The sequence below is a fragment of the Streptomyces sediminimaris genome (assembly GCF_047049295.1).
Classification (GTDB): domain Bacteria; phylum Actinomycetota; class Actinomycetes; order Streptomycetales; family Streptomycetaceae; genus Streptomyces; species Streptomyces sediminimaris.
The window spans coordinates 2168980-2186774 of record NZ_JBJWOT010000001.1 but is presented as its reverse complement, the minus strand read 5'-3'; the positions used below and the strand labels follow the sequence as shown (position 1 = coordinate 2186774).

Below are 17795 nucleotides of genomic sequence, written 5' to 3'. Positions count from 1 at the left end.
GTCGTACGGTTGGTTCCATGCGGCCCGTTTCCCACATCGAACGCACGGTGGCGCCCTTCGAGGTCGTCAGCCCCTACCAGCCCAGCGGCGACCAGCCCCAGGCCATCGCCGATCTCGCCCGGCGCATCCAGGCAGGTGAGAAGGACGTCGTCCTGCTCGGCGCGACCGGCACCGGCAAGTCCGCCACCACCGCGTGGATGATCGAGAAGCTCCAGCGCCCCACGCTGGTGATGGCGCCGAACAAGACCCTGGCCGCCCAGCTGGCGAACGAGTTCCGCGAACTGCTGCCGAACAACGCGGTCGAGTACTTCGTCTCGTACTACGACTACTACCAGCCCGAGGCCTACGTACCGCAGTCGGACACCTACATCGAGAAGGACTCCTCGATCAACGAGGAGGTCGAGCGGCTGCGTCATTCGGCGACCAACTCGCTGCTCACCCGCCGCGACGTCGTCGTGGTCGCCTCGGTGTCCTGCATCTACGGCCTCGGTACGCCGCAGGAGTACGTGGACCGCATGGTCCCGCTGAGGGTCGGCGACGAGATCGACCGGGACCAGCTGCTGCGCCGCTTCGTGGAGATCCAGTACACGCGCAACGACCTGGCGTTCACCCGCGGCACCTTCCGCGTCCGCGGCGACACCATCGAGATCTTCCCGGTCTACGAGGAGCTGGCCGTCCGCATCGAGATGTTCGGCGACGAGATCGAGGCCCTGTCCACCCTCCACCCGGTCACCGGCGAGATCATCAGCGACGACCAGCAGCTGTACGTCTTCCCGGCCTCCCACTACGTCGCGGGCCCCGAGCGCATGGAACGGGCGATCAACGACATCGAGAAGGAACTCGGCGAGCGACTGGCCGAGCTGGAGAAGCAGGGCAAGCTGCTGGAGGCCCAGCGCCTGAGGATGCGCACGACGTACGACATCGAGATGCTCCGCCAGATCGGCTCCTGCTCCGGGGTGGAGAACTACTCGATGCACTTCGACGGCCGCTCTCCCGGCTCCCCGCCGAACACCCTGCTCGACTACTTCCCGGACGACTTCCTGCTCGTCATCGACGAGTCGCACAACACCGTCCCGCAGATCGGTGCCATGTACGAGGGCGACGCCTCCCGCAAGCGCACCCTCGTCGACCACGGCTTCCGGCTGCCCTCGGCCCTCGACAACCGGCCGCTGAAGTGGGAGGAGTTCCAGGAGCGCGTCGGGCAGACGGTGTATCTGTCGGCGACCCCGGGCAAGTACGAGCTCTCGCGCGGGGACGGTGTCGTCGAGCAGATCATCCGTCCCACCGGCCTCGTCGACCCGGAGGTCGTCGTCAAGCCCACCGAGGGCCAGATCGACGACCTGGTGCACGAGATCCGCACGCGCACCGAGAAGGACGAGCGCGTCCTGGTCACGACCCTCACCAAGAAGATGGCCGAGGACCTCACCGACTACTTCCTGGAGCTCGGCATCCAGGTGCGCTACCTGCACAGCGACGTCGACACCCTGCGCCGCGTCGAGCTGCTGCGCGAGCTGCGCTCCGGTGAGTTCGACGTGCTGGTCGGCATCAACCTCCTGCGGGAGGGCCTCGACCTGCCCGAGGTGTCGCTCGTGGCGATCCTGGACGCCGACAAGGAGGGCTTCCTGCGCTCCGGGACCTCCCTGATCCAGACCATCGGCCGCGCGGCGCGCAACGTCTCCGGTCAGGTCCACATGTACGCCGACAAGGTGACCCCGGCGATGGAGAAGGCCATCGAGGAGACCAACCGCCGCCGGGAGAAGCAGATCGCCTACAACACCGAGCGGGGCATCGACCCCCAGCCACTCCGCAAGAAGATCAACGACATCGTCGCGCAGATCGCCCGTGAGGACGTCGACACCGAGCAGCTGCTCGGCTCCGGCTACCGCAAGTCGAAGGACGGCAAGGGCGCGAAGACACCGGTGCCCGCCCTCGCCAAGCAGGCGGCCGGCGGCAGGACCGCCAGGGGCAAGGCCGAGGAGACGGTCCCGACCGACCGCCCCGCGGCCGAACTCGCCGACCAGATCGAGGAGATGACGGCGCGGATGCGGGCCGCCGCCGCCGATCTCCAGTTCGAGATCGCGGCGCGGCTGCGCGACGAGATCTCCGAGATGAAGAAGGAACTGCGCCAGATGCGGGAGGCGGGCCTGGCCTGATCGTGTGCCACCACCTGGCGGATCCGCCCCGTGCGCGCTGTGTTGCAAGACCGACACAAAGCACGGGTCGGGGTTCGTCACTTTCGGTGGCCCTGCGTAGGGTTCTGGTCAACCGCGGACATCGCGGCAACAGGGGACAGCTCGAGAGGGGAATCACCGCGTGACCGTCAACATGACAAAGGGTCAGGCCATCAGTCTCCAGAAGAACGACGGGGGCAGCCTGAGCGCGGTGCGCATGGGTCTCGGCTGGCAGGCTGCTCCCCGGCGCGGCCTGTTCGGCTCGCGCACCCGGGAGATCGACCTGGACGCCTCCGCCGTGCTGTTCGCGGACAAGCAGCCGGTCGACGTCGTCTTCTTCCGCCACCTGGTGAGCGACGACGGCTCCGTGCGCCACACCGGTGACAACCTCGTCGGCGGTGCCGGCCAGGGCGGCGACGACGAGGCGATCCTCGTCGACCTCGCGCGGGTCCCGGTCCACATCGACCAGATCGTCTTCACCGTGAACTCCTTCACGGGCCAGACGTTCCAGGAGGTGCAGAACGCGTTCTGCCGCCTGGTCGACGAGACCAACGGCCAGGAACTGGCCCGCTACACGCTGGCGGGCGGCGGCGCCTACACCGCCCAGATCATGGCCAAGGTACACCGCTCGGGCTCCGGCTGGACGATGACGGCCCTCGGTACACCGGCCAACGGCCGCACCTTCCAGGACCTGATGCCGGCGATCCTGCCGCACCTGTAGTCCCGCCCCGCCAGGGCGCGTCCCCGGGCCGGGCCCTGGCGCACACCACACGACACATCAGCCGCACAGGGGGGGACGAGGCGATGACGGCCGAGCTGGTGCGGGGGCAGAACCACCCGCTCTCCCAGGTCCGTCTCGAGATCCGGGTCTCGGCCGGCACACCGATCGTGGCCTCGGCCACGCTCAGTGACGCGGACGGCAGGGCGCGCGGCGCCGAATGGGTGGCCCACCCGGGCGCGCCCACCCTGCCGGGGCTCGAGGTCTCCAGGCAGCCGGCCGCCGATCACCGTCTCGCGGTGGACCTGGACGCCATGCCGGAGGCCGTGCACCGCGTCAACGTGCTGCTCGCCCTGCCCGCGGCCGCCGGCTGTCCGGCCCGCTTCGGCGCGGTGGCGGCCCCCTTCGTGGCGGTCACCGGCCTCGACGGCGCCGAGGTGGCCAGCTACACGATCACCGGCCTGGACGCCGAGTCGGCCGTCGTCGCGCTGGAGCTCTACCGCCGCCAGGGTGGCTGGAAGGTGCGCGCCGTGGGACAGGGGTACGCCGGTGGCCTCGCCGAACTGCTCACCGACCAGGGCCTGCCCGAGGCCCACCGGCTCGCGGGCACCATCGACGAAGCCGTGGCCCGGAGCCTGGCGCGCTCGGTCCCCGCGCCTTCGCGGCGGACGGCGGACGGCGACCGCACACGTCAGACCGCCGCACCGGCGCTCGGCCCCGACCAGGGCGCCCCCGCATGCCAGGGCACCTCCGGACCCGGCTCGCAGGCCGCGTCCGCGTACGGTCCGCAGGACGCCCGGCCGGATCATCCCACCGGACCGGTCGATCCCTCAGCGGTCACCCGGCCGGCCACGCCCACCGCCGGTGGGCCGGTCGACTACAGCCACCCCGCCCGGCAGACCCCCGCCCCGCCACCGCCCGCGCCCACCGCGCCCCCGGTCCTGCCCGGGCAGCCCGCACAGCCCGTCGCGGGCGACGCGACCGGCTGGTCCATGGACGAGCGGCTGTACAACCAGGTCTGGGGCATGTTCGAGGACCTGGCGCGCACCACGGCCGCGTACCGCAGCGCCGTCGACTTCGCCGAGTCGCGCATGGAGAAGGAGCTGGACCAGGTCCTGTCCGACCCGCGCAGCAGGATCGGGGGGCAGGGCGACGCCGCCCGCGAGGCGGCCCGCGCCCGGCACGCGCTGCTGGTCGGCCAGGCCAGGCAGGCGCTCGACAGGGACCTCGCCCAGCTCACCGCCGAGTCGGAGGTCGTCGAGCCCGCGCTGCCGCCCGCGTACGCACGCTGGGACAACCCCGTCTGGCAGGGCTACCGGGTGCCGATGGAGATCCCCATGGCCCTGCGCCTGGGCGACCTCCGGCTGCCCGAGAGCGAACTGCTGCGTATCCCGATGCTGGTCCGCCTGCCGCTCGAGCGCGGTCTGTGGATCGACAGCGGACGCACCGCCCGTCCGCACGACGGGGCCACGGACAGCCACGCGCTGCGGCACCTCGCGATGGAGACCGCCGTGGCGCTGGCGGCCCGGCTGCTCGCGGTCTATCCGGCGGGCGAGTTCGCCGTGCACGTCGTCGACCCGGCCGGCTCCGGGGCCCAGGCACTCGCGCCGCTGGTGCGGACCGGCGTGCTGGCGTCGCCGCCCGTGCCGGGCGCGGCGGGGGTGACGGACGTCCTGACCCGGCTCACCCGGCGGGTCGACCTGGTGCAGATGGCGGTACGCGGCGGTGCGGCCGACGCGTTGCCGCCCGGACTCGACACCGCCGAGCAACTCCTGATCGTCAACGACTTCCCGCACGGCTTCGACGACCGCGCCGTGACCCGGTTGCGCTATCTCGCCGACGAGGGCCCGGCCGTCGGAGTCCACCTGATGATGGTCGCGGACCGGGAGGAGGCGGCCGGTTACGGGCCTTTGCTCGACCCGCTGTGGCGTTCGCTGCTGCGACTGACCCCGGTGCCCGACGACCACCTCGCCGACCCCTGGGTCGGTCACGCGTGGACCTACGAGCCGCCTCTCGTACCGCCGGGCAGCCAGGTGCTCCAGCAGGTGCTCACCCGGGTCGCGGTCGCTCGCACCAAGCCCGCGTAATCCCCTTTGACCTGCTTATTTGGTCTTTCTTTTGCCAATCACTTTACTATCTCTTGGGGATTGGGTACTGTTTTCCTCACGGAGGGGAGTACTCCCTGTCTACTGCGGCGCACCCGTCAGTACGGATCAGCCGGATCCCGGGGCGTCGGCCCAGGCCCCGTGCCTGGGTGGAAGAGACCTCCGGTAGCGACGACGCTGACATTTGCCGTTACATACCGCCGGAGGCGCAGTGGATGTTTCCGCGACCCTGTGGGTCCTGACCGTCGTGGGCCTTGCCGCCCTGATCGCGGCCGACTTCTTCATCGGCCGCAAGCCGCACGAGGTGTCCATCAAGGAAGCCGGGATCTGGACCGTTGTCTGGATCACCCTCGCCGGGCTCTTCGGCCTCGGCCTGCTCGTCTTCGGCGGCGGCCAGGCAGGCGGCGAGTTCTTCGCCGGCTTCATCACCGAGAAGTCGCTGAGCGTCGACAACCTCTTCGTCTTCGTCCTGATCATGGCGAAGTTCGCGGTCCCCTCCCAGTACCAGCAGCGGGTCCTGCTCGTGGGCGTTCTCATAGCCCTGGTGCTGCGGGCGGTCTTCATCGCCGCGGGTGCCGCGATCCTCGCGAGCTTCTCGTGGGTGTTCTACCTCTTCGGCGCCTTCCTGATCTGGACCGCCTGGAAGCTCATTCAGGAGGCCCGAACCGATCAGGAGGACGAGGAGTTCGAGGAGAACAAGCTGCTCAGGGCCGCCGAGCGCAGGTTCGGCGTGGCCGACCGCTACCACGGCACCAAGCTGTGGATCCAGCAGAACGGCAAGCGGGTCATGACCCCGATGCTGGTCGTGATGCTGGCGATCGGCACCACCGACGTGCTCTTCGCGCTCGACTCGATCCCCGCGATCTTCGGCCTGACCCAGGACCCGTACATCGTCTTCACCGCCAACGCCTTCGCGCTGATGGGGCTGCGGCAGCTGTACTTCCTCATCGGCGGTCTGCTGAAGAAGCTGGTCCACCTCAGCTACGGCCTGTCGATCATCCTCGGCTTCATCGGCGTGAAGCTGGTGCTGCACGCACTGCACGAGTCCGGGGTGCACGTACCCGAGATCTCCATACCGGTCTCCCTCGGTGTCATCTGCTCCGTCCTGATCGTCACCACGATCACCAGCCTGCGGGCGTCCAGGAGGCAGGCGGCGGACGGGACGGCGCGGGCGGAGAGCGAAGGCGCTGCGAAGGACAGCATCCGGGCCTGACCACGACCGGCGTAGAGACAACCACCACCGGGAGCGGGGCGCTCCGAATTGCCGAAGACCGCTCCCGGTGCTTCGTTGGGTGAAAGGCGCTTCCGCCCCGGGAGCGCCCCGGCCGGGGGAGGCACCGTGGACACACCGATGAAGTTCGTGCAGATCGTGGACTTCGAAACCGACCGCATCGACGAGATGCGCAATCTGTCCGAGGAGATGGACGAGAAGTTCGCCGGCCGTAGCGGCGGTCCGACGCACCGCCTCGTGCTGCGGGACCGCAACACACCGGGCCGCTATCTCGTCGTCGTCGAATTCGACTCCTACGAGGAGGCCATGCGCAACAGCAACGACCCGGAAACGACGAAGATGGCCGAACGCATGGCCGCGCTGTGCACCAGGCCGCCGTCCTTCACGGACTGCGACGCACTCGACGTGACCGAGTTCAAGTGAGACTGACGGGCCCCGCGCGACGGTCGAAGTCCGGGCCTTTCGTGGCCGAGGTCGTGGCCGAGGTCATGACCGCTGTCCTGGCCGAGATCATGGTCGAGGCCCTGGCCCGGACGGCCGGAGTGCGGCGCCCGGGCGCCTCTGCGACGATCGCTCCGCGCTGACCGTGGTTGTGGCCTCCCTGACCATGGTGCCGGGCCGGGCCACACCGCTGCAGGGCGGAGTGCATCTCGTGCTGCTCGCGGCCCACCTGGAGCTGGCGATCGATCCATGACCGCGCTCGCCCGTCTGTGACCGTCCGCGCCTGTCCATGGCCGTCTTCGCGCATCCGTGACCGTACTCGTCGCTCCGCGGCTGCTCCGGCGGCTCCATGACACCCCCTGTCACTCCGCCTCCGCCTCCGCCACCGTCTCCGGGGGCGATCGCGGGCGCCGGCCGTGTCGCGGGCGGCAGCGCGAAGCAGCCCGGGCTCAGCAGCCGGCAGGGCGGTCCCCGTCCAAGAGGCGCCGACACCCCGGGGGACCCGGCCGCCGTGCCCGGCCGGTGCCGTCGCCCTGATCGCGGTTGCGGGGGCGTACGGCCACGACCGTGGCTCGTCAATACGTGACGGTGACGCGCCGGGCGGGTCCGTCGACGCGGACGAAGCCGCCGTAGGGGATGACGAGCTGCGGGTCGGTGTGTCCGAGGTCGACATCGAAGACGATCATGGTCTCGGGGGCGTACGTCCGCATGGCCCGCAGGACGGCCTCGCGCTGGGCGGCGGCGTAACGGGCCCCTTCCTCCGGGGTGTTGGGGCGCTGGAAGGACCAGGTCCGCGCGCGGCCCATCAGCAGGGCGGAGAAGCGCTGGAGCAGGCCGCGCTCGCCCATGTTGCGGAGGGTGCGGAACACCTCGTCGGCGCTCGGCAGTTCCTCCGAGGTCTCCAGGAACAGCACGCCGCCGTCGTACGCGGTCAGGTCGTGGGAGATCTCCCGGTCGGCCATCAGCAGCCAGCCCAGGATCTCCAGATTGCCGCCCCAACTGCGGCCCTCGACCGCCCGGTCGGCGTTCACCCAGGTCCAGCCCTCGCCCGGCCGGGAGGCGGGTTCCCGCTCGAAGGTCGCGGGATCCGCCCAGTCGCCGTTGACGTCGTTCCAGCGCTCGGCGGGCCGCAGTTCGTACGGGCCCGAGGTGAACAGCGCGGCGCGCAGGGAGTCGGCGGTCCGCGGGTGCATGGCGCCGGGGCGGCCGAGCTCGCACATCACCGTCGCGCCGTGGTAGCCGACGATCCCCGCGTTGCGCAGGTACAGGAGAAGGTTGGTGTTGTCGCTCATGCCGAAGAACGGCTTCGGGTCGGCCCGGATCAACTCCCGGTCCAGCAGGGGCAGAACAGTGATCTGGTCCTCGCCTCCGATCGACGCGACGACGGCCCTCACGTCCGGGTCGGCGAACGCGGCGTGGATGTCGTCGGCCCGCTGCTGCGGTGTCGAGCCCATCCTGCGGGTCGCCGGGTACTCCACCGGTTCGAGCCCGTACTCCTCGCGCAGCCGGTCCAGGCCGAGTTCGTACGGACGCGGGAAGAGCCCCGGCAGGCCGGCGGAGGGCGAGATCACGGCCACGCGGTCACCGGGCGAGGGCTTGGGAGGGTACGAGATCGTCGTCATGCCGGGAGGGTACGGGCCGTGGCGCCGCGCACGCACCGTGATAAACCGGGTCCGAGCAGCGGTCCCGACGGATCGCCGAGACCACCGGACCGGAGGAACCGTGCCCCGCACCCTGGCCAACGCCCCGATCATGATCCTCAACGGGCCCAACCTGAACCTGCTCGGTCGGCGCCAGCCGGAGATCTACGGCAGGGACACCCTCGCCGACGTCGAGGCGCTGTGCGCCAAGGCGGCGGCGGCGCACGGCGGCACGGTGGACTTCCGGCAGTCCAACCACGAGGGGCAGCTGATCGACTGGATCCACGAGGCACGGCTGAGCCACTGCGGGATCGTGATCAACCCCGGCGCCTACTCCCACACGTCGGTCGCCATCCTGGACGCGCTCAACACCTGCGAGGGAATGCCGGTGGTGGAGGTGCACATCTCCAACATCCACCAGCGTGAGTCCTTCCGGCACCACTCCTACGTCTCGCTGCGCGCGGACGGTGTCATCGCCGGGTGCGGGGTGCAGGGGTACGTGTTCGGCGTGGAGCGCGTCGCGGCCCTGGCGGGGGCGGCACAGGCGCAGGCGTAAGTCCCGCCGTCCTGGCGAGCGCCCCTTACCGGTCTCCCGGCGGGCACCCCTGGCGCGGCGAGGGTCTTCCTTCCACGACGCCGGGGCCGCCGGCCGAGGGCGGGGATGGAAAGACCGGCGGCCCGTACCGCGCAGGAGCCGTCATCCTGTGCGGGGCTGCCTCCAGTTGACTGCTCCGCGAGGTGCGCCGGGAGCGTGCACAGGGCTCCGGCGCGTGTGAACGGTTCACACGGGGGGTGCGGGTGATCCTTGTGGGCACCGGGGCGATCTCCACGGCCCGGCGTCCGCGCCGCTGGATGTGACGCTTCCGCCGCTCGGTGCGCTGTAGGGCATGACTCCCATGGGTCGGCGGCCCGTCCTCTCGAGGCGGCAAGCGGGCCGAGGCGTACAGGGGCGGCAGGCGACGGAAGCCGACCGCCCCTGTGTGCGCTCCGGCGTTCCTACCACCCGCGCGCGTGCCACTCCGGCAGGTGGGGCCGCTCCTCGCCGAGGGTCGTGTCGTTGCCGTGGCCCGGGTAGACCCAGGTCTCGTCGGGGAGCTCCCCGAAGATCTTCGTCTCCACGTCGTGGAGGAGACTGGCGAACGCCTTCGGGTCCTTGTGGGTGTTGCCGATGCCGCCCGGGAAGAGGCAGTCACCCGTGAACACGTGGGGATGGCCGTGCGGGTCGTCGTAGACGAGGGCGATCGAGCCCGGTGTGTGCCCGACCAGATGGCGCGCGGTGAGCTCCACGTGCCCCACCCTGATGGTGTCGCCGTCGTCGACGAGGACGTCGGTCGGCACCGGGATGCCGGTGGCGTCCTCCCGGCCCGCGTAGGTGCGGGCGCCGGTGGCGGAGACGACCTGGGCGAGCGCCTGCCAGTGGTCGCCGTGCTGGTGGGTGGTGACGACGGAGGCGATGCCGTCGTCACCGATCATGCCGAGCAGCGTGTCCGCGTCGTTCGCCGCGTCGATCAGCAACTGCTCGTCGGTGGCCCGGCAGCGCAGCAGATAGGCGTTGTTGTCCATCGGGCCGACCGCGATCTTGGTGATCATCAGGTCCTTCAGCTCGTGCACGTCCGCCGGGCCGCCGACCGTCACCTGTCCGCTGTACGTCATGGCGGTCAGCCTATAGCCGGGGAGTGCGCCCGCGTCCCCGGCCACGGGCCGCGGGCTCACAACGGGGGAAGCACCGGAAGCGAGCCGCCCCGCACGGCGAGCCCGGAGCCGTCGCGGCGGCCGGCGAGCCAGCCGAGCAGCCCGGGTGCCGGGCCCGTCACGGTGACCTCCGGCTCCGCCGCCTCGCGACCCGTCCGCCACGCGTGCGTGCCGTCCGTCAGCCGTGTGGGAGGCACGTCGGGACGGCCCGAGAAGCGCCGGGCGAGGAAGTCGATCTCCCGCTCGGCGAACTCCGCCGGCACATCCTCCAGCTCGTAGCCGATGCCGAGGTCCACGTGGTGCAGTTCCACCTCGCCCCAGCGCCTGAACGGCACCCGGGAGGCCGAGTCGGTGACGCCGTTGCGCAGCTCCACCGTGCGCGACGGGTCCGCGGGCGCGGCCGCCGTCTCCTGGAAGCGCGCCGCGCTGTCGCGCACGTCGGCGAGCTGGGCGTCGAGAGGGCGCGGGGCACCCCGCTCGATGTCGGCGTCGCGGGCCTCACCGGAGACGTACATGGGACGGCCTTCGAGGACGTTCACCAGAGCGTCCGCGTTGCGGGCGAGATGGGCGAGGACATGGCCGCGGGTCCAGCCGGGGAGCCGTGACGGCTCGGCCACCGCCGCGTTGTCCAGTCGGGCGGCCGCGGTGAGCAGCCGGTCGGTCGCGTCGCGTACAGACGCCAGGTCATGACCGTGATCAATCATGGTGCTGACCCTAGCCCCGCCACACCTTTGGGTGAAGGCGGTGAAGGAGCGCCGTAAATCGAATGCGCGTGCTATAGGGTCGGAAGCGACGCCGGGCATGCTGGATGGCCGGGGATTGTTATGCATCCCGGAATCCGACCGGCGTTGTCAGTGGCTCCCCCTAGTCTGAAGAAGCACGGGGGCCTCGCCCCTGTCACTTCTCTCAAGAAAGGTGCGGACCGGCGTGGCCGACCGTCTCATCGTCCGTGGCGCGCGCGAGCACAACCTCAAGAATGTCTCGCTCGACCTGCCGCGCGACTCGCTCATCGTCTTCACGGGCCTGTCGGGGTCGGGCAAGTCCTCGCTGGCCTTCGACACCATCTTCGCCGAGGGGCAGCGGCGCTACGTGGAGTCGCTCTCCTCGTACGCCCGCCAGTTCCTCGGCCAGATGGACAAGCCGGACGTCGACTTCATCGAGGGTCTGTCCCCGGCCGTCTCCATCGACCAGAAGTCGACCTCGCGCAACCCGCGCTCGACGGTCGGCACCATCACCGAGGTCTACGACTACCTGCGTCTGCTCTTCGCGCGCATCGGCAAACCGCACTGCCCCCAGTGCGGCCGCCCGATCTCGCGCCAGTCGCCGCAGGCCATCGTCGACAAGGTCCTGGAGCTGCCGGAGGGGAGCCGCTTCCAGGTGCTGTCGCCGCTGGTGCGCGAGCGCAAGGGCGAGTTCGTCGACCTCTTCTCCGACCTGCAGACCAAGGGTTACTCCCGCGCGCGGGTGGACGGCGAGACGATCCAGCTCTCCAGCCCGCCCACGCTGAAGAAGCAGGAGAAGCACACCATCGAGGTGGTCGTCGACCGCCTCACGGTGAAGGGCTCCGCCAAGCGGCGCCTCACCGACTCCGTGGAGACCGCGCTCGGTCTGTCCGGCGGCATGGTCGTGCTCGACTTCGTCGACCTCCCCGAGGACGACCCCGAGCGCGAGCGGATGTACTCCGAGCACCTGTACTGCCCGTACGACGACCTGTCCTTCGAGGAGCTGGAGCCCCGCTCCTTCTCCTTCAACTCGCCCTTCGGTGCCTGCCCCGACTGCACCGGCATCGGCACGCGCATGGAGGTCGACCCGGAGCTGATCGTCCCGGACGAGGACAAGTCCCTCGACGAGGGCGCCATCCACCCCTGGTCGCACGGGCACACCAAGGACTACTTCGGCCGCCTGATCGGCGCCCTCGCGGACGCACTCGGCTTCCGGACGGACATCCCCTTCGCCGGCCTGCCGCAGCGTGCCAGGAAGGCGCTGCTCCACGGCCACAAGACGCAGATCGAGGTCCGCTACCGCAACCGGTACGGGCGCGAGCGCGTGTACACCACGCCCTTCGAGGGCGCCGTCCCCTTCGTCAAGCGCCGGCACAGCGAGGCGGAGAGCGACGCCAGCCGCGAGCGCTTCGAGGGCTACATGCGCGAGGTGCCCTGCCCCACCTGTGAGGGCACGCGCCTGAAGCCGATCGTCCTCGCGGTCACGGTCATGGGGAAGTCGATCGCCGAGGTCTCCGCGATGTCCATCAGCGACTGCGCGGACTTCCTGGGCGAGCTGAAGCTGAGCGCCCGCGACAAGAAGATCGCCGAGCGCGTGCTGAAGGAGGTCAACGAGCGGCTGCGGTTCCTGGTCGACGTCGGCCTGGACTACCTCTCGCTCAACCGCGCGGCGGGCACCCTCTCCGGCGGCGAGGCCCAGCGCATCCGGCTGGCCACCCAGATCGGCTCCGGCCTCGTCGGCGTGCTCTACGTCCTGGACGAGCCGTCCATCGGCCTGCACCAGCGCGACAACCACCGGCTGATCGAAACCCTGGTCCGGCTGCGCGACATGGGCAACACGCTCATCGTCGTCGAGCACGACGAGGACACCATCAAGGTCGCCGACTGGATCGTCGACATCGGCCCCGGCGCCGGTGAGCACGGCGGCAAGGTCGTGCACAGCGGCTCCCTGAAGGAGCTGCTCGCCAACACCGAGTCGCAGACGGGCCAGTACCTGGCCGGCAAGAAGGCGATCCCGCTGCCCGACGTCCGGCGCCCGCAGGACCCCTCCCGTCTGCTCACGGTGCACGGCGCGCGCGAGAACAACCTCCAGGACATCGACGTCTCCTTCCCGCTGGGCGTGTTCACCGCGGTCACGGGCGTGTCGGGCTCCGGCAAGTCCACGCTGGTCAACGACATCCTGTACACGCACCTGGCGCGCGAGCTCAACGGCGCCCGCAACGTCCCCGGACGCCACACGCGCGTGGACGGCGACGACCTCGTGGACAAGGTCGTGCACGTCGACCAGTCGCCGATCGGGCGCACCCCGCGCTCCAACCCGGCGACGTACACCGGCGTCTTCGACCACATCCGCAAGCTGTTCGCGGAGACCACGGAGGCGAAGGTCCGCGGCTACCAGCCCGGCCGGTTCTCCTTCAACGTCAAGGGCGGCCGCTGCGAGAACTGCGCGGGCGACGGCACGATCAAGATCGAGATGAACTTCCTCCCGGACGTCTACGTCCCGTGCGAGGTCTGCCACGGCGCCCGGTACAACCGGGAGACCCTGGAGGTCCACTACAAGGGCAAGTCCATCTCCGAGGTCCTGAACATGCCGATCGAGGAGGCCATGGACTTCTTCGAGGCCGTCCCGGCGATCAACCGCCACCTCCGGACGCTGAACGACGTCGGTCTCGGCTACGTCAGGCTCGGCCAGGCCGCGACCACCCTCTCCGGCGGTGAGGCCCAGCGCGTGAAGCTCGCCAGCGAGCTGCAGAAGCGCTCCACAGGGCGGACCGTCTACGTCCTGGACGAGCCGACCACCGGTCTGCACTTCGAGGACATCAGCAAGCTGCTGAAGGTGCTGTCCGGCCTGGTCGACAAGGGCAACACGGTCATCGTCATCGAGCACAACCTCGACGTGATCAAGACCGCCGACTGGGTCGTCGACATGGGCCCGGAGGGCGGCGCGGGCGGCGGACTCGTCGTCGCCGAGGGCACGCCCGAGGAGGTCGCCGGGGTCCCGGCGAGTCACACCGGAAAGTTCCTGCGGGAGATCCTGGACCCGCGGAAGCTCAGTGACGCCAGCCTGGTGAAGCCCCCGCGGAAGAAGGCGGCCAAGACCGTCGCGGCCACCAGGACGGCTGCGAACAAGACGGTCACGAACAAGACGGTCACGAACAAGCCGGTCACGGGCAGGACGGCTGCCGGCAGCACGGCCGCGAAGAAGACCGCGGCCAAGAAGACGGCGGCCAGGAAGACGGCGGCCAAGAAGACCGCGGCCGAGAAGACCGTCACCGAAGCGGCCGCGAAGAAGACGACCAGGCCGGCCAGGGCCTGACCGCAAGACACCGCGTGCCGCACGGGACCCTCCCGTGCAGCACGCGGTGTCGTCGTCTCCCCGTCAGGCACCCTTCGGCTCGACGAACTGCATGTCGAGCTGGATCTTCACCACGTCCCCGAGCATCCCGGGCGCGAAGCCGAGCCCGAAGTCGCTGCGCCGGATCTCCCCCGTCGCCTCGAACCCGGCGTGCCGGCTGCCGTCCATCGGCACGTCGACCAGCCCGCCGAACTCGACGGCCAGAGTCACCGGCCGGGTCACGTCGCCGATGGTCAGCTCGCCTTCCATCGTCCAGTCCCCGCCCCCGCCCCGCACCCGGGTCGAGCGGTACGTCATCGTCGGGCGCTTCTCCACGTCCAGCAGGTCGGACGAGCGCACATGAGCGTCCCGGTCGGGGTTCCCGGTGTCGATGGAGGCCAGCTCGACGGCGGCGGACACCCGGACGTCCTCGGCGGTATCGCCGACGTACAGCTCGGCCCGCACCGCGGCGAATCGCCCGCGCACCTTGGCGATGCCGAGATGGCGGATGGTGAAGTTCACGGCGGAGTGCAGCGGATCCAGGGCCCAGTTCCCCGAGGCGATCGGCAGGGCGGCGGTGTCGGTGTCGGTGTCGTTCGTCATGCCCTCACCCTGCGGCGCTCGCACCCGGGGAGGGAGACCGGCCCGATCGTGGTAGCGGCAGGGCCACCCTCCGTCGCGCCGCCGTTGGTACGTTCGAGCTGTGAGCCACAACGAGTTGGGCACCTTTCTGCGTACCTGGCGCGAGGCCGTCACCCCGGCCGAGGTGGGGCTGCCCGCCGGCCCCCGCCGGCGCACCCCGGGCCTGCGCCGTGCCGAGCTGGCCACGCTCGCCGGCGTCAGCGTCGAGTACCTCACGCGCCTGGAGCAGGGCCGGGACCGCAACCCCTCCGCGCAGGTGCTCGGCGCGCTCGCCGACGCGCTGAACCTCTCGCTCAGGGACCGTCTCCTGCTGCGCCGCGTCACCAAGGAGGCCGAGGGCGGTGACCCGCTGCTCTGCCCGGCCGCCCCGCCGCTCAGCAGTGCGGCACGCCCGACCGTGCGGGCCGTCCTCGACCGCCTCGAGCCCGCCCCCGCCGCGGTGGTCAACCGGGTCGGCGACGTCATCGCCCGCACCGACGGCTACGCCCGGCTGTTCGGCCCGATCGGCCTGCTGGACGCGGAGCGGCCCAATCTGCTCCGTCACCTGTTCACCGATCCGCGCGCCCGCACCGCCTACCCCGACTGGAGCGGCGTCGCCGACGAGCTGGTCGCCCGGCTCCGGCACGCCGTACCCCTGCGCGACCCCCACCTCGCCGAGCTGGCCGAGGAACTCATGGTGACCGCCGGAGCGGAGTTCGCCGACCGGTACGAGGCCCTGACCGTGGCGCCGCGCAGTGTCGGGTCCCAGCGGGTCGAGCACCCGGAGGCCGGGCCGCTGCGGCTGCTGTACGAGACGCTCGCGCTGCCGGACGACGGCCAGCACATGGTGGTGCACCTGCCCGCCGACGGCGCCACCGCCGCCGCCCTGGACCGCCTCGACGGCCGCCGCCCCGGCGCCCTGCGGGCCGTCGGCAGGGCGGGCTGAGCACCGTCCACCGGGCACGGCAGGGCAGGCACCGTACCGCGGAACAACCCGGTCAGGGACGTACGTCCGTCAGCTCATGGGCGTACGGCGGCTCCGCCCCCGCGCGCGAGCAGGTGATGGCCGCCGCCCGGGCCGCGAACCGCAGCAGTTCGCTCCACCCGGCCGGGCCCAGTGCGTCGAGCGCCGCCGGGGACAGGGCGTCCCGCGTGGCGAGGCCGTGCAGCAGCGCCGCGTTCACCGTGTCCCCGGCGCCGATGGTGTCCACGACCTCGACCGGCTCACCGGGCGCGGTGTGCACGCCGCCGTCACGGGTGAAGGCGGTCAGCCCGTCGCCGCCGTGCGTGATCACGACGGCCGAGGGCCCGGAGGCCAGCCACTCCTTCGGGTTGCCGCCCAGCCAGAGGGCGTCCTCCTCGGACAGTTTGAGCAGGGACACCGACGGCAGCCAGCTCTTGAAGCGGGCCCGGTAGGCGTCCGCGTCCGGGATCAGTCCGGACCGGATGTTGGGGTCCAGGGCCGTGAACAGGCCCTGCGCGGCCGCCGTCCGCAGCAGATCCTCGTACGCGCTCGCCCCCGGCTCCAGCACCAGCGAGCAGGTCCCGAAGGACACCGCGCGTGTTCCGGCGGGCAGCGCGGCGGGTGCCGTGAAGAGGCGGTCGGCGGTGCCGTCGACGTAGAACGAGTACGCCGCCGAGCCCCCGGCGCCGATCGTGGCGACGGCGAGCGTGGTCGGCTCCTGGCCGCGCTGGACGCCCGAGACGTCCACCCCGGCCCGCCGCAGCCCGTCGAGCAGGGCCTCGCCGAAGGCGTCCTCGGAGGCGCGCGAGCAGAAGGCGGTCGGCGAGCCGAGGCGGCCGAGGGCCACGGCCGTGTTGTACGGGCCGCCGCCGAGGGCGGGCCGCAGGTCGGCGAGGGCACCCGGGCCCCGCGGTACCAGGTCGATCAGGGCCTCACCGGCGACGACGATCACGGGGCGGTTCCTTTCCGGGACTGCGCGGGCGGCTCGGGGCAGCCGCACGAGGTGCGGTGGACGAAGGTGCAGGGGAGCCGCACGGTGCGGGCGGGTCGGTCGGGGGAGGCGAGGCGTTCCAGCAGGACCCGTACCGCCCGAGCGCCGATCTCCTTGCTGGGCTGGGAGACGGCGGTGAGCCGGGGCGAGAACAGGTCCCCCCAGGGGAAGTCGTCGAAGCAGCACAGCGCGAGGTCGCCCGGCACGGACAACCCCCGCTCCCGCAGGGTCCGCAGGGAGCCGAGCGTCATCGTGTTGTTGGCGGTGACGAGCGCCGTGGGCCGGGCGGCGAGCGAGAGGAGCTCGGCGGTGGCCCGTTCGGCGCCGGCGGACTCGGAGTCGCCGTGCACCACGAGTCGCTCGTCGTAGGGGAGCCCGGCGCCCGCCAGGCCGCGGCGGTACCCGGCGACGCGTTCGCGGGTGGTGCTGAGCCCGGGCAGGCCGGCGACCAGGGCGATCCGGCGGTGGCCCAGCCCGGCGAGATGCGAGACGAGCCGGGCGGTCGGCTCGGCGCTCTCCGCGCAGACCTGGTCGTGACGCGGTGAGCCGTCGGCCTGGGCACCGTCGGCCGGGGTAGGGACGAGCCGGTCGAGGAAGACCGCAGGAACCTCGTGCCGGCCGAGGTAGGCGAGGAGCTCCCGCGGGTTCGCGGAGGGGGCGACGATCATGCCGTCCACCCGGCGCTCGTGCAGCAGCTGGACGACCTTGCGCTCGTGCTCCGGGTCGTCGTGCGGATCGGCGATGAGCAGGCTGTAGCCCTGTTCCACGGCGGCCGCCTCGACGCCCTGGAGGATCTCGGTGAAGTAGGGGTTGCTGATCGCCGACACCGCGAGCCCGATGGAGCGGGTGCGGGACGTCACCAGGGAGCGGGCCAGGGTGTTCGGGGTGTAGCCGAGCCGGTCGACGGCGTCCAGGACCGCCTGGCGGGTGTGGGGCAGCACGGGGCGGGTGTCGTTGAGAACGTGCGAGACGGTCGCGACGGAGACGCCCGCGCTCCGGGCGACGTCGGTCATCGTGGCCATCGCGTTCCCCTTCGCCTTCCCGGGCCGCGTCCGGTGGTCGCCGGCGGCGGCGCGTGTGTCCTTCCGGGGGACGGTATCCCATTCCGGGCCGGGCGTAAACGCTTGCGCAAACGTTTACGCCCGGCGTCGGAACCAGCTTGCGT

Annotated in this window: 14 protein-coding genes and 1 pseudogene; 9 read left to right on the top strand and 6 right to left on the bottom strand. The window is 71.2% G+C overall.

From position 1 onward, the window contains the following. Positions 1-17 precede the first annotated feature (17 nt). From uvrB to ACJ9NR_RS10300, 6 genes and pseudogenes are all read left to right on the top strand, one after another. Complete coding sequence (gene uvrB / locus ACJ9NR_RS10325) at positions 18-2153, top strand: excinuclease ABC subunit UvrB (RefSeq protein WP_412487218.1); 2136 nt, start codon at positions 18-20, stop codon at positions 2151-2153. Positions 2154-2313: 160 nt separating this feature from the next. Next, on the top strand, positions 2314-2892 hold the full coding sequence (locus ACJ9NR_RS10320) for a TerD family protein (RefSeq protein WP_412487217.1): 579 nt from the start codon (positions 2314-2316) through the stop codon (positions 2890-2892). Positions 2893-2975: 83 nt separating this feature from the next. Continuing rightward, positions 2976-4976, top strand: coding sequence for a TerD family protein (locus ACJ9NR_RS10315; RefSeq protein ID WP_412487216.1), 2001 nt, complete (start codon positions 2976-2978; stop codon positions 4974-4976). A 229-nt stretch (positions 4977-5205) separates the two neighbouring features. Then, positions 5206-6207: a TerC family protein gene (locus ACJ9NR_RS10310; RefSeq protein WP_412487215.1), complete on the top strand. Its 1002-nt coding sequence runs from the start codon at positions 5206-5208 to the stop codon at positions 6205-6207. Between the two features lie 126 nt (positions 6208-6333). Further along, a complete protein-coding gene (locus ACJ9NR_RS10305; RefSeq protein WP_412487214.1) occupies positions 6334-6648 on the top strand; it encodes a DUF1330 domain-containing protein in 315 nt (104 codons plus the stop codon). Positions 6649-6802: 154 nt separating this feature from the next. Continuing rightward, a pseudogene (locus tag ACJ9NR_RS10300) lies at positions 6803-6919 on the top strand (ionic transporter y4hA); the annotation flags it as partial. A gap of 322 nt (positions 6920-7241) precedes the next feature. Here the strand turns inward: ACJ9NR_RS10300 and ACJ9NR_RS10295 are convergent. Then, positions 7242-8288 (bottom strand): S66 family peptidase, encoded by a 1047-nt coding sequence (locus ACJ9NR_RS10295; RefSeq protein WP_412487212.1) that lies wholly within the window; start codon positions 8286-8288, stop codon positions 7242-7244. Between the two features lie 100 nt (positions 8289-8388). On the opposite strand from ACJ9NR_RS10295, the gene aroQ reads away from it, so the two are divergent. Then, positions 8389-8862, top strand: coding sequence for a type II 3-dehydroquinate dehydratase (aroQ, locus tag ACJ9NR_RS10290; protein WP_412487211.1), 474 nt, complete (start codon positions 8389-8391; stop codon positions 8860-8862). Positions 8863-9302: 440 nt separating this feature from the next. On the opposite strand, the gene ACJ9NR_RS10285 is transcribed toward aroQ, so the two are convergent. Continuing rightward, positions 9303-9959 carry an MBL fold metallo-hydrolase gene (locus ACJ9NR_RS10285; protein WP_412487210.1) on the bottom strand — a complete coding sequence of 219 codons (657 nt, stop codon included), beginning with the start codon at positions 9957-9959 and terminating at the stop codon, positions 9303-9305. Positions 9960-10015: 56 nt separating this feature from the next. Next, complete coding sequence (locus ACJ9NR_RS10280; RefSeq protein ID WP_412487209.1) at positions 10016-10702, bottom strand: maleylpyruvate isomerase family mycothiol-dependent enzyme; 687 nt, start codon at positions 10700-10702, stop codon at positions 10016-10018. A gap of 223 nt (positions 10703-10925) precedes the next feature. Here ACJ9NR_RS10280 and uvrA point away from each other — a divergent pair, with 223 nt between their 5' ends. Continuing rightward, a complete protein-coding gene (gene uvrA / locus ACJ9NR_RS10275; protein ID WP_412487208.1) occupies positions 10926-14036 on the top strand; it encodes an excinuclease ABC subunit UvrA in 3111 nt (1036 codons plus the stop codon). A gap of 63 nt (positions 14037-14099) precedes the next feature. Here the strand turns inward: uvrA and ACJ9NR_RS10270 are convergent, their stop codons facing one another. Then, complete coding sequence (locus ACJ9NR_RS10270) at positions 14100-14657, bottom strand: YceI family protein (protein ID WP_412487207.1); 558 nt, start codon at positions 14655-14657, stop codon at positions 14100-14102. 100 nt (positions 14658-14757) lie between these two features. Here ACJ9NR_RS10270 and ACJ9NR_RS10265 point away from each other — a divergent pair, with 100 nt between their 5' ends. Beyond that, the gene (locus tag ACJ9NR_RS10265) at positions 14758-15621 is read left to right on the top strand and encodes a helix-turn-helix domain-containing protein (RefSeq protein WP_412487206.1); all 864 of its coding nucleotides are present in this window, start codon (positions 14758-14760) and stop codon (positions 15619-15621) included. A gap of 52 nt (positions 15622-15673) precedes the next feature. Here the strand turns inward: ACJ9NR_RS10265 and ACJ9NR_RS10260 are convergent, their stop codons facing one another. Further along, on the bottom strand, positions 15674-16591 hold the full coding sequence (locus ACJ9NR_RS10260; protein WP_412487205.1) for a carbohydrate kinase family protein: 918 nt from the start codon (positions 16589-16591) through the stop codon (positions 15674-15676). Next, complete coding sequence (locus tag ACJ9NR_RS10255) at positions 16588-17652, bottom strand: LacI family DNA-binding transcriptional regulator (RefSeq protein ID WP_412487204.1); 1065 nt, start codon at positions 17650-17652, stop codon at positions 16588-16590. Before ACJ9NR_RS10255 ends, ACJ9NR_RS10260 begins: the two co-directional genes overlap by 4 nt. Positions 17653-17795 lie beyond the last annotated feature (143 nt).

Excerpts from the sequence above, each read along its gene's own strand:
- ACJ9NR_RS10280 (WP_412487209.1), bottom strand. The coding sequence starts at position 10,702 with ATGATTGATCACGGTCATGACCTGGCGTCTGTACGCGACGCGACCGAC.
- ACJ9NR_RS10255 (WP_412487204.1), bottom strand. The coding sequence starts at position 17,652 with ATGGCCACGATGACCGACGTCGCCCGGAGCGCGGGCGTCTCCGTCGCG.
- uvrB (WP_412487218.1), top strand. The coding sequence starts at position 18 with ATGCGGCCCGTTTCCCACATCGAACGCACGGTGGCGCCCTTCGAGGTC.
- ACJ9NR_RS10285 (WP_412487210.1), bottom strand. The coding sequence starts at position 9,959 with ATGACGTACAGCGGACAGGTGACGGTCGGCGGCCCGGCGGACGTGCAC.
- ACJ9NR_RS10315 (WP_412487216.1), top strand. The coding sequence starts at position 2,976 with ATGACGGCCGAGCTGGTGCGGGGGCAGAACCACCCGCTCTCCCAGGTC.
- ACJ9NR_RS10270 (WP_412487207.1), bottom strand. The coding sequence starts at position 14,657 with ATGACGAACGACACCGACACCGACACCGCCGCCCTGCCGATCGCCTCG.
- ACJ9NR_RS10295 (WP_412487212.1), bottom strand. The coding sequence starts at position 8,288 with ATGACGACGATCTCGTACCCTCCCAAGCCCTCGCCCGGTGACCGCGTG.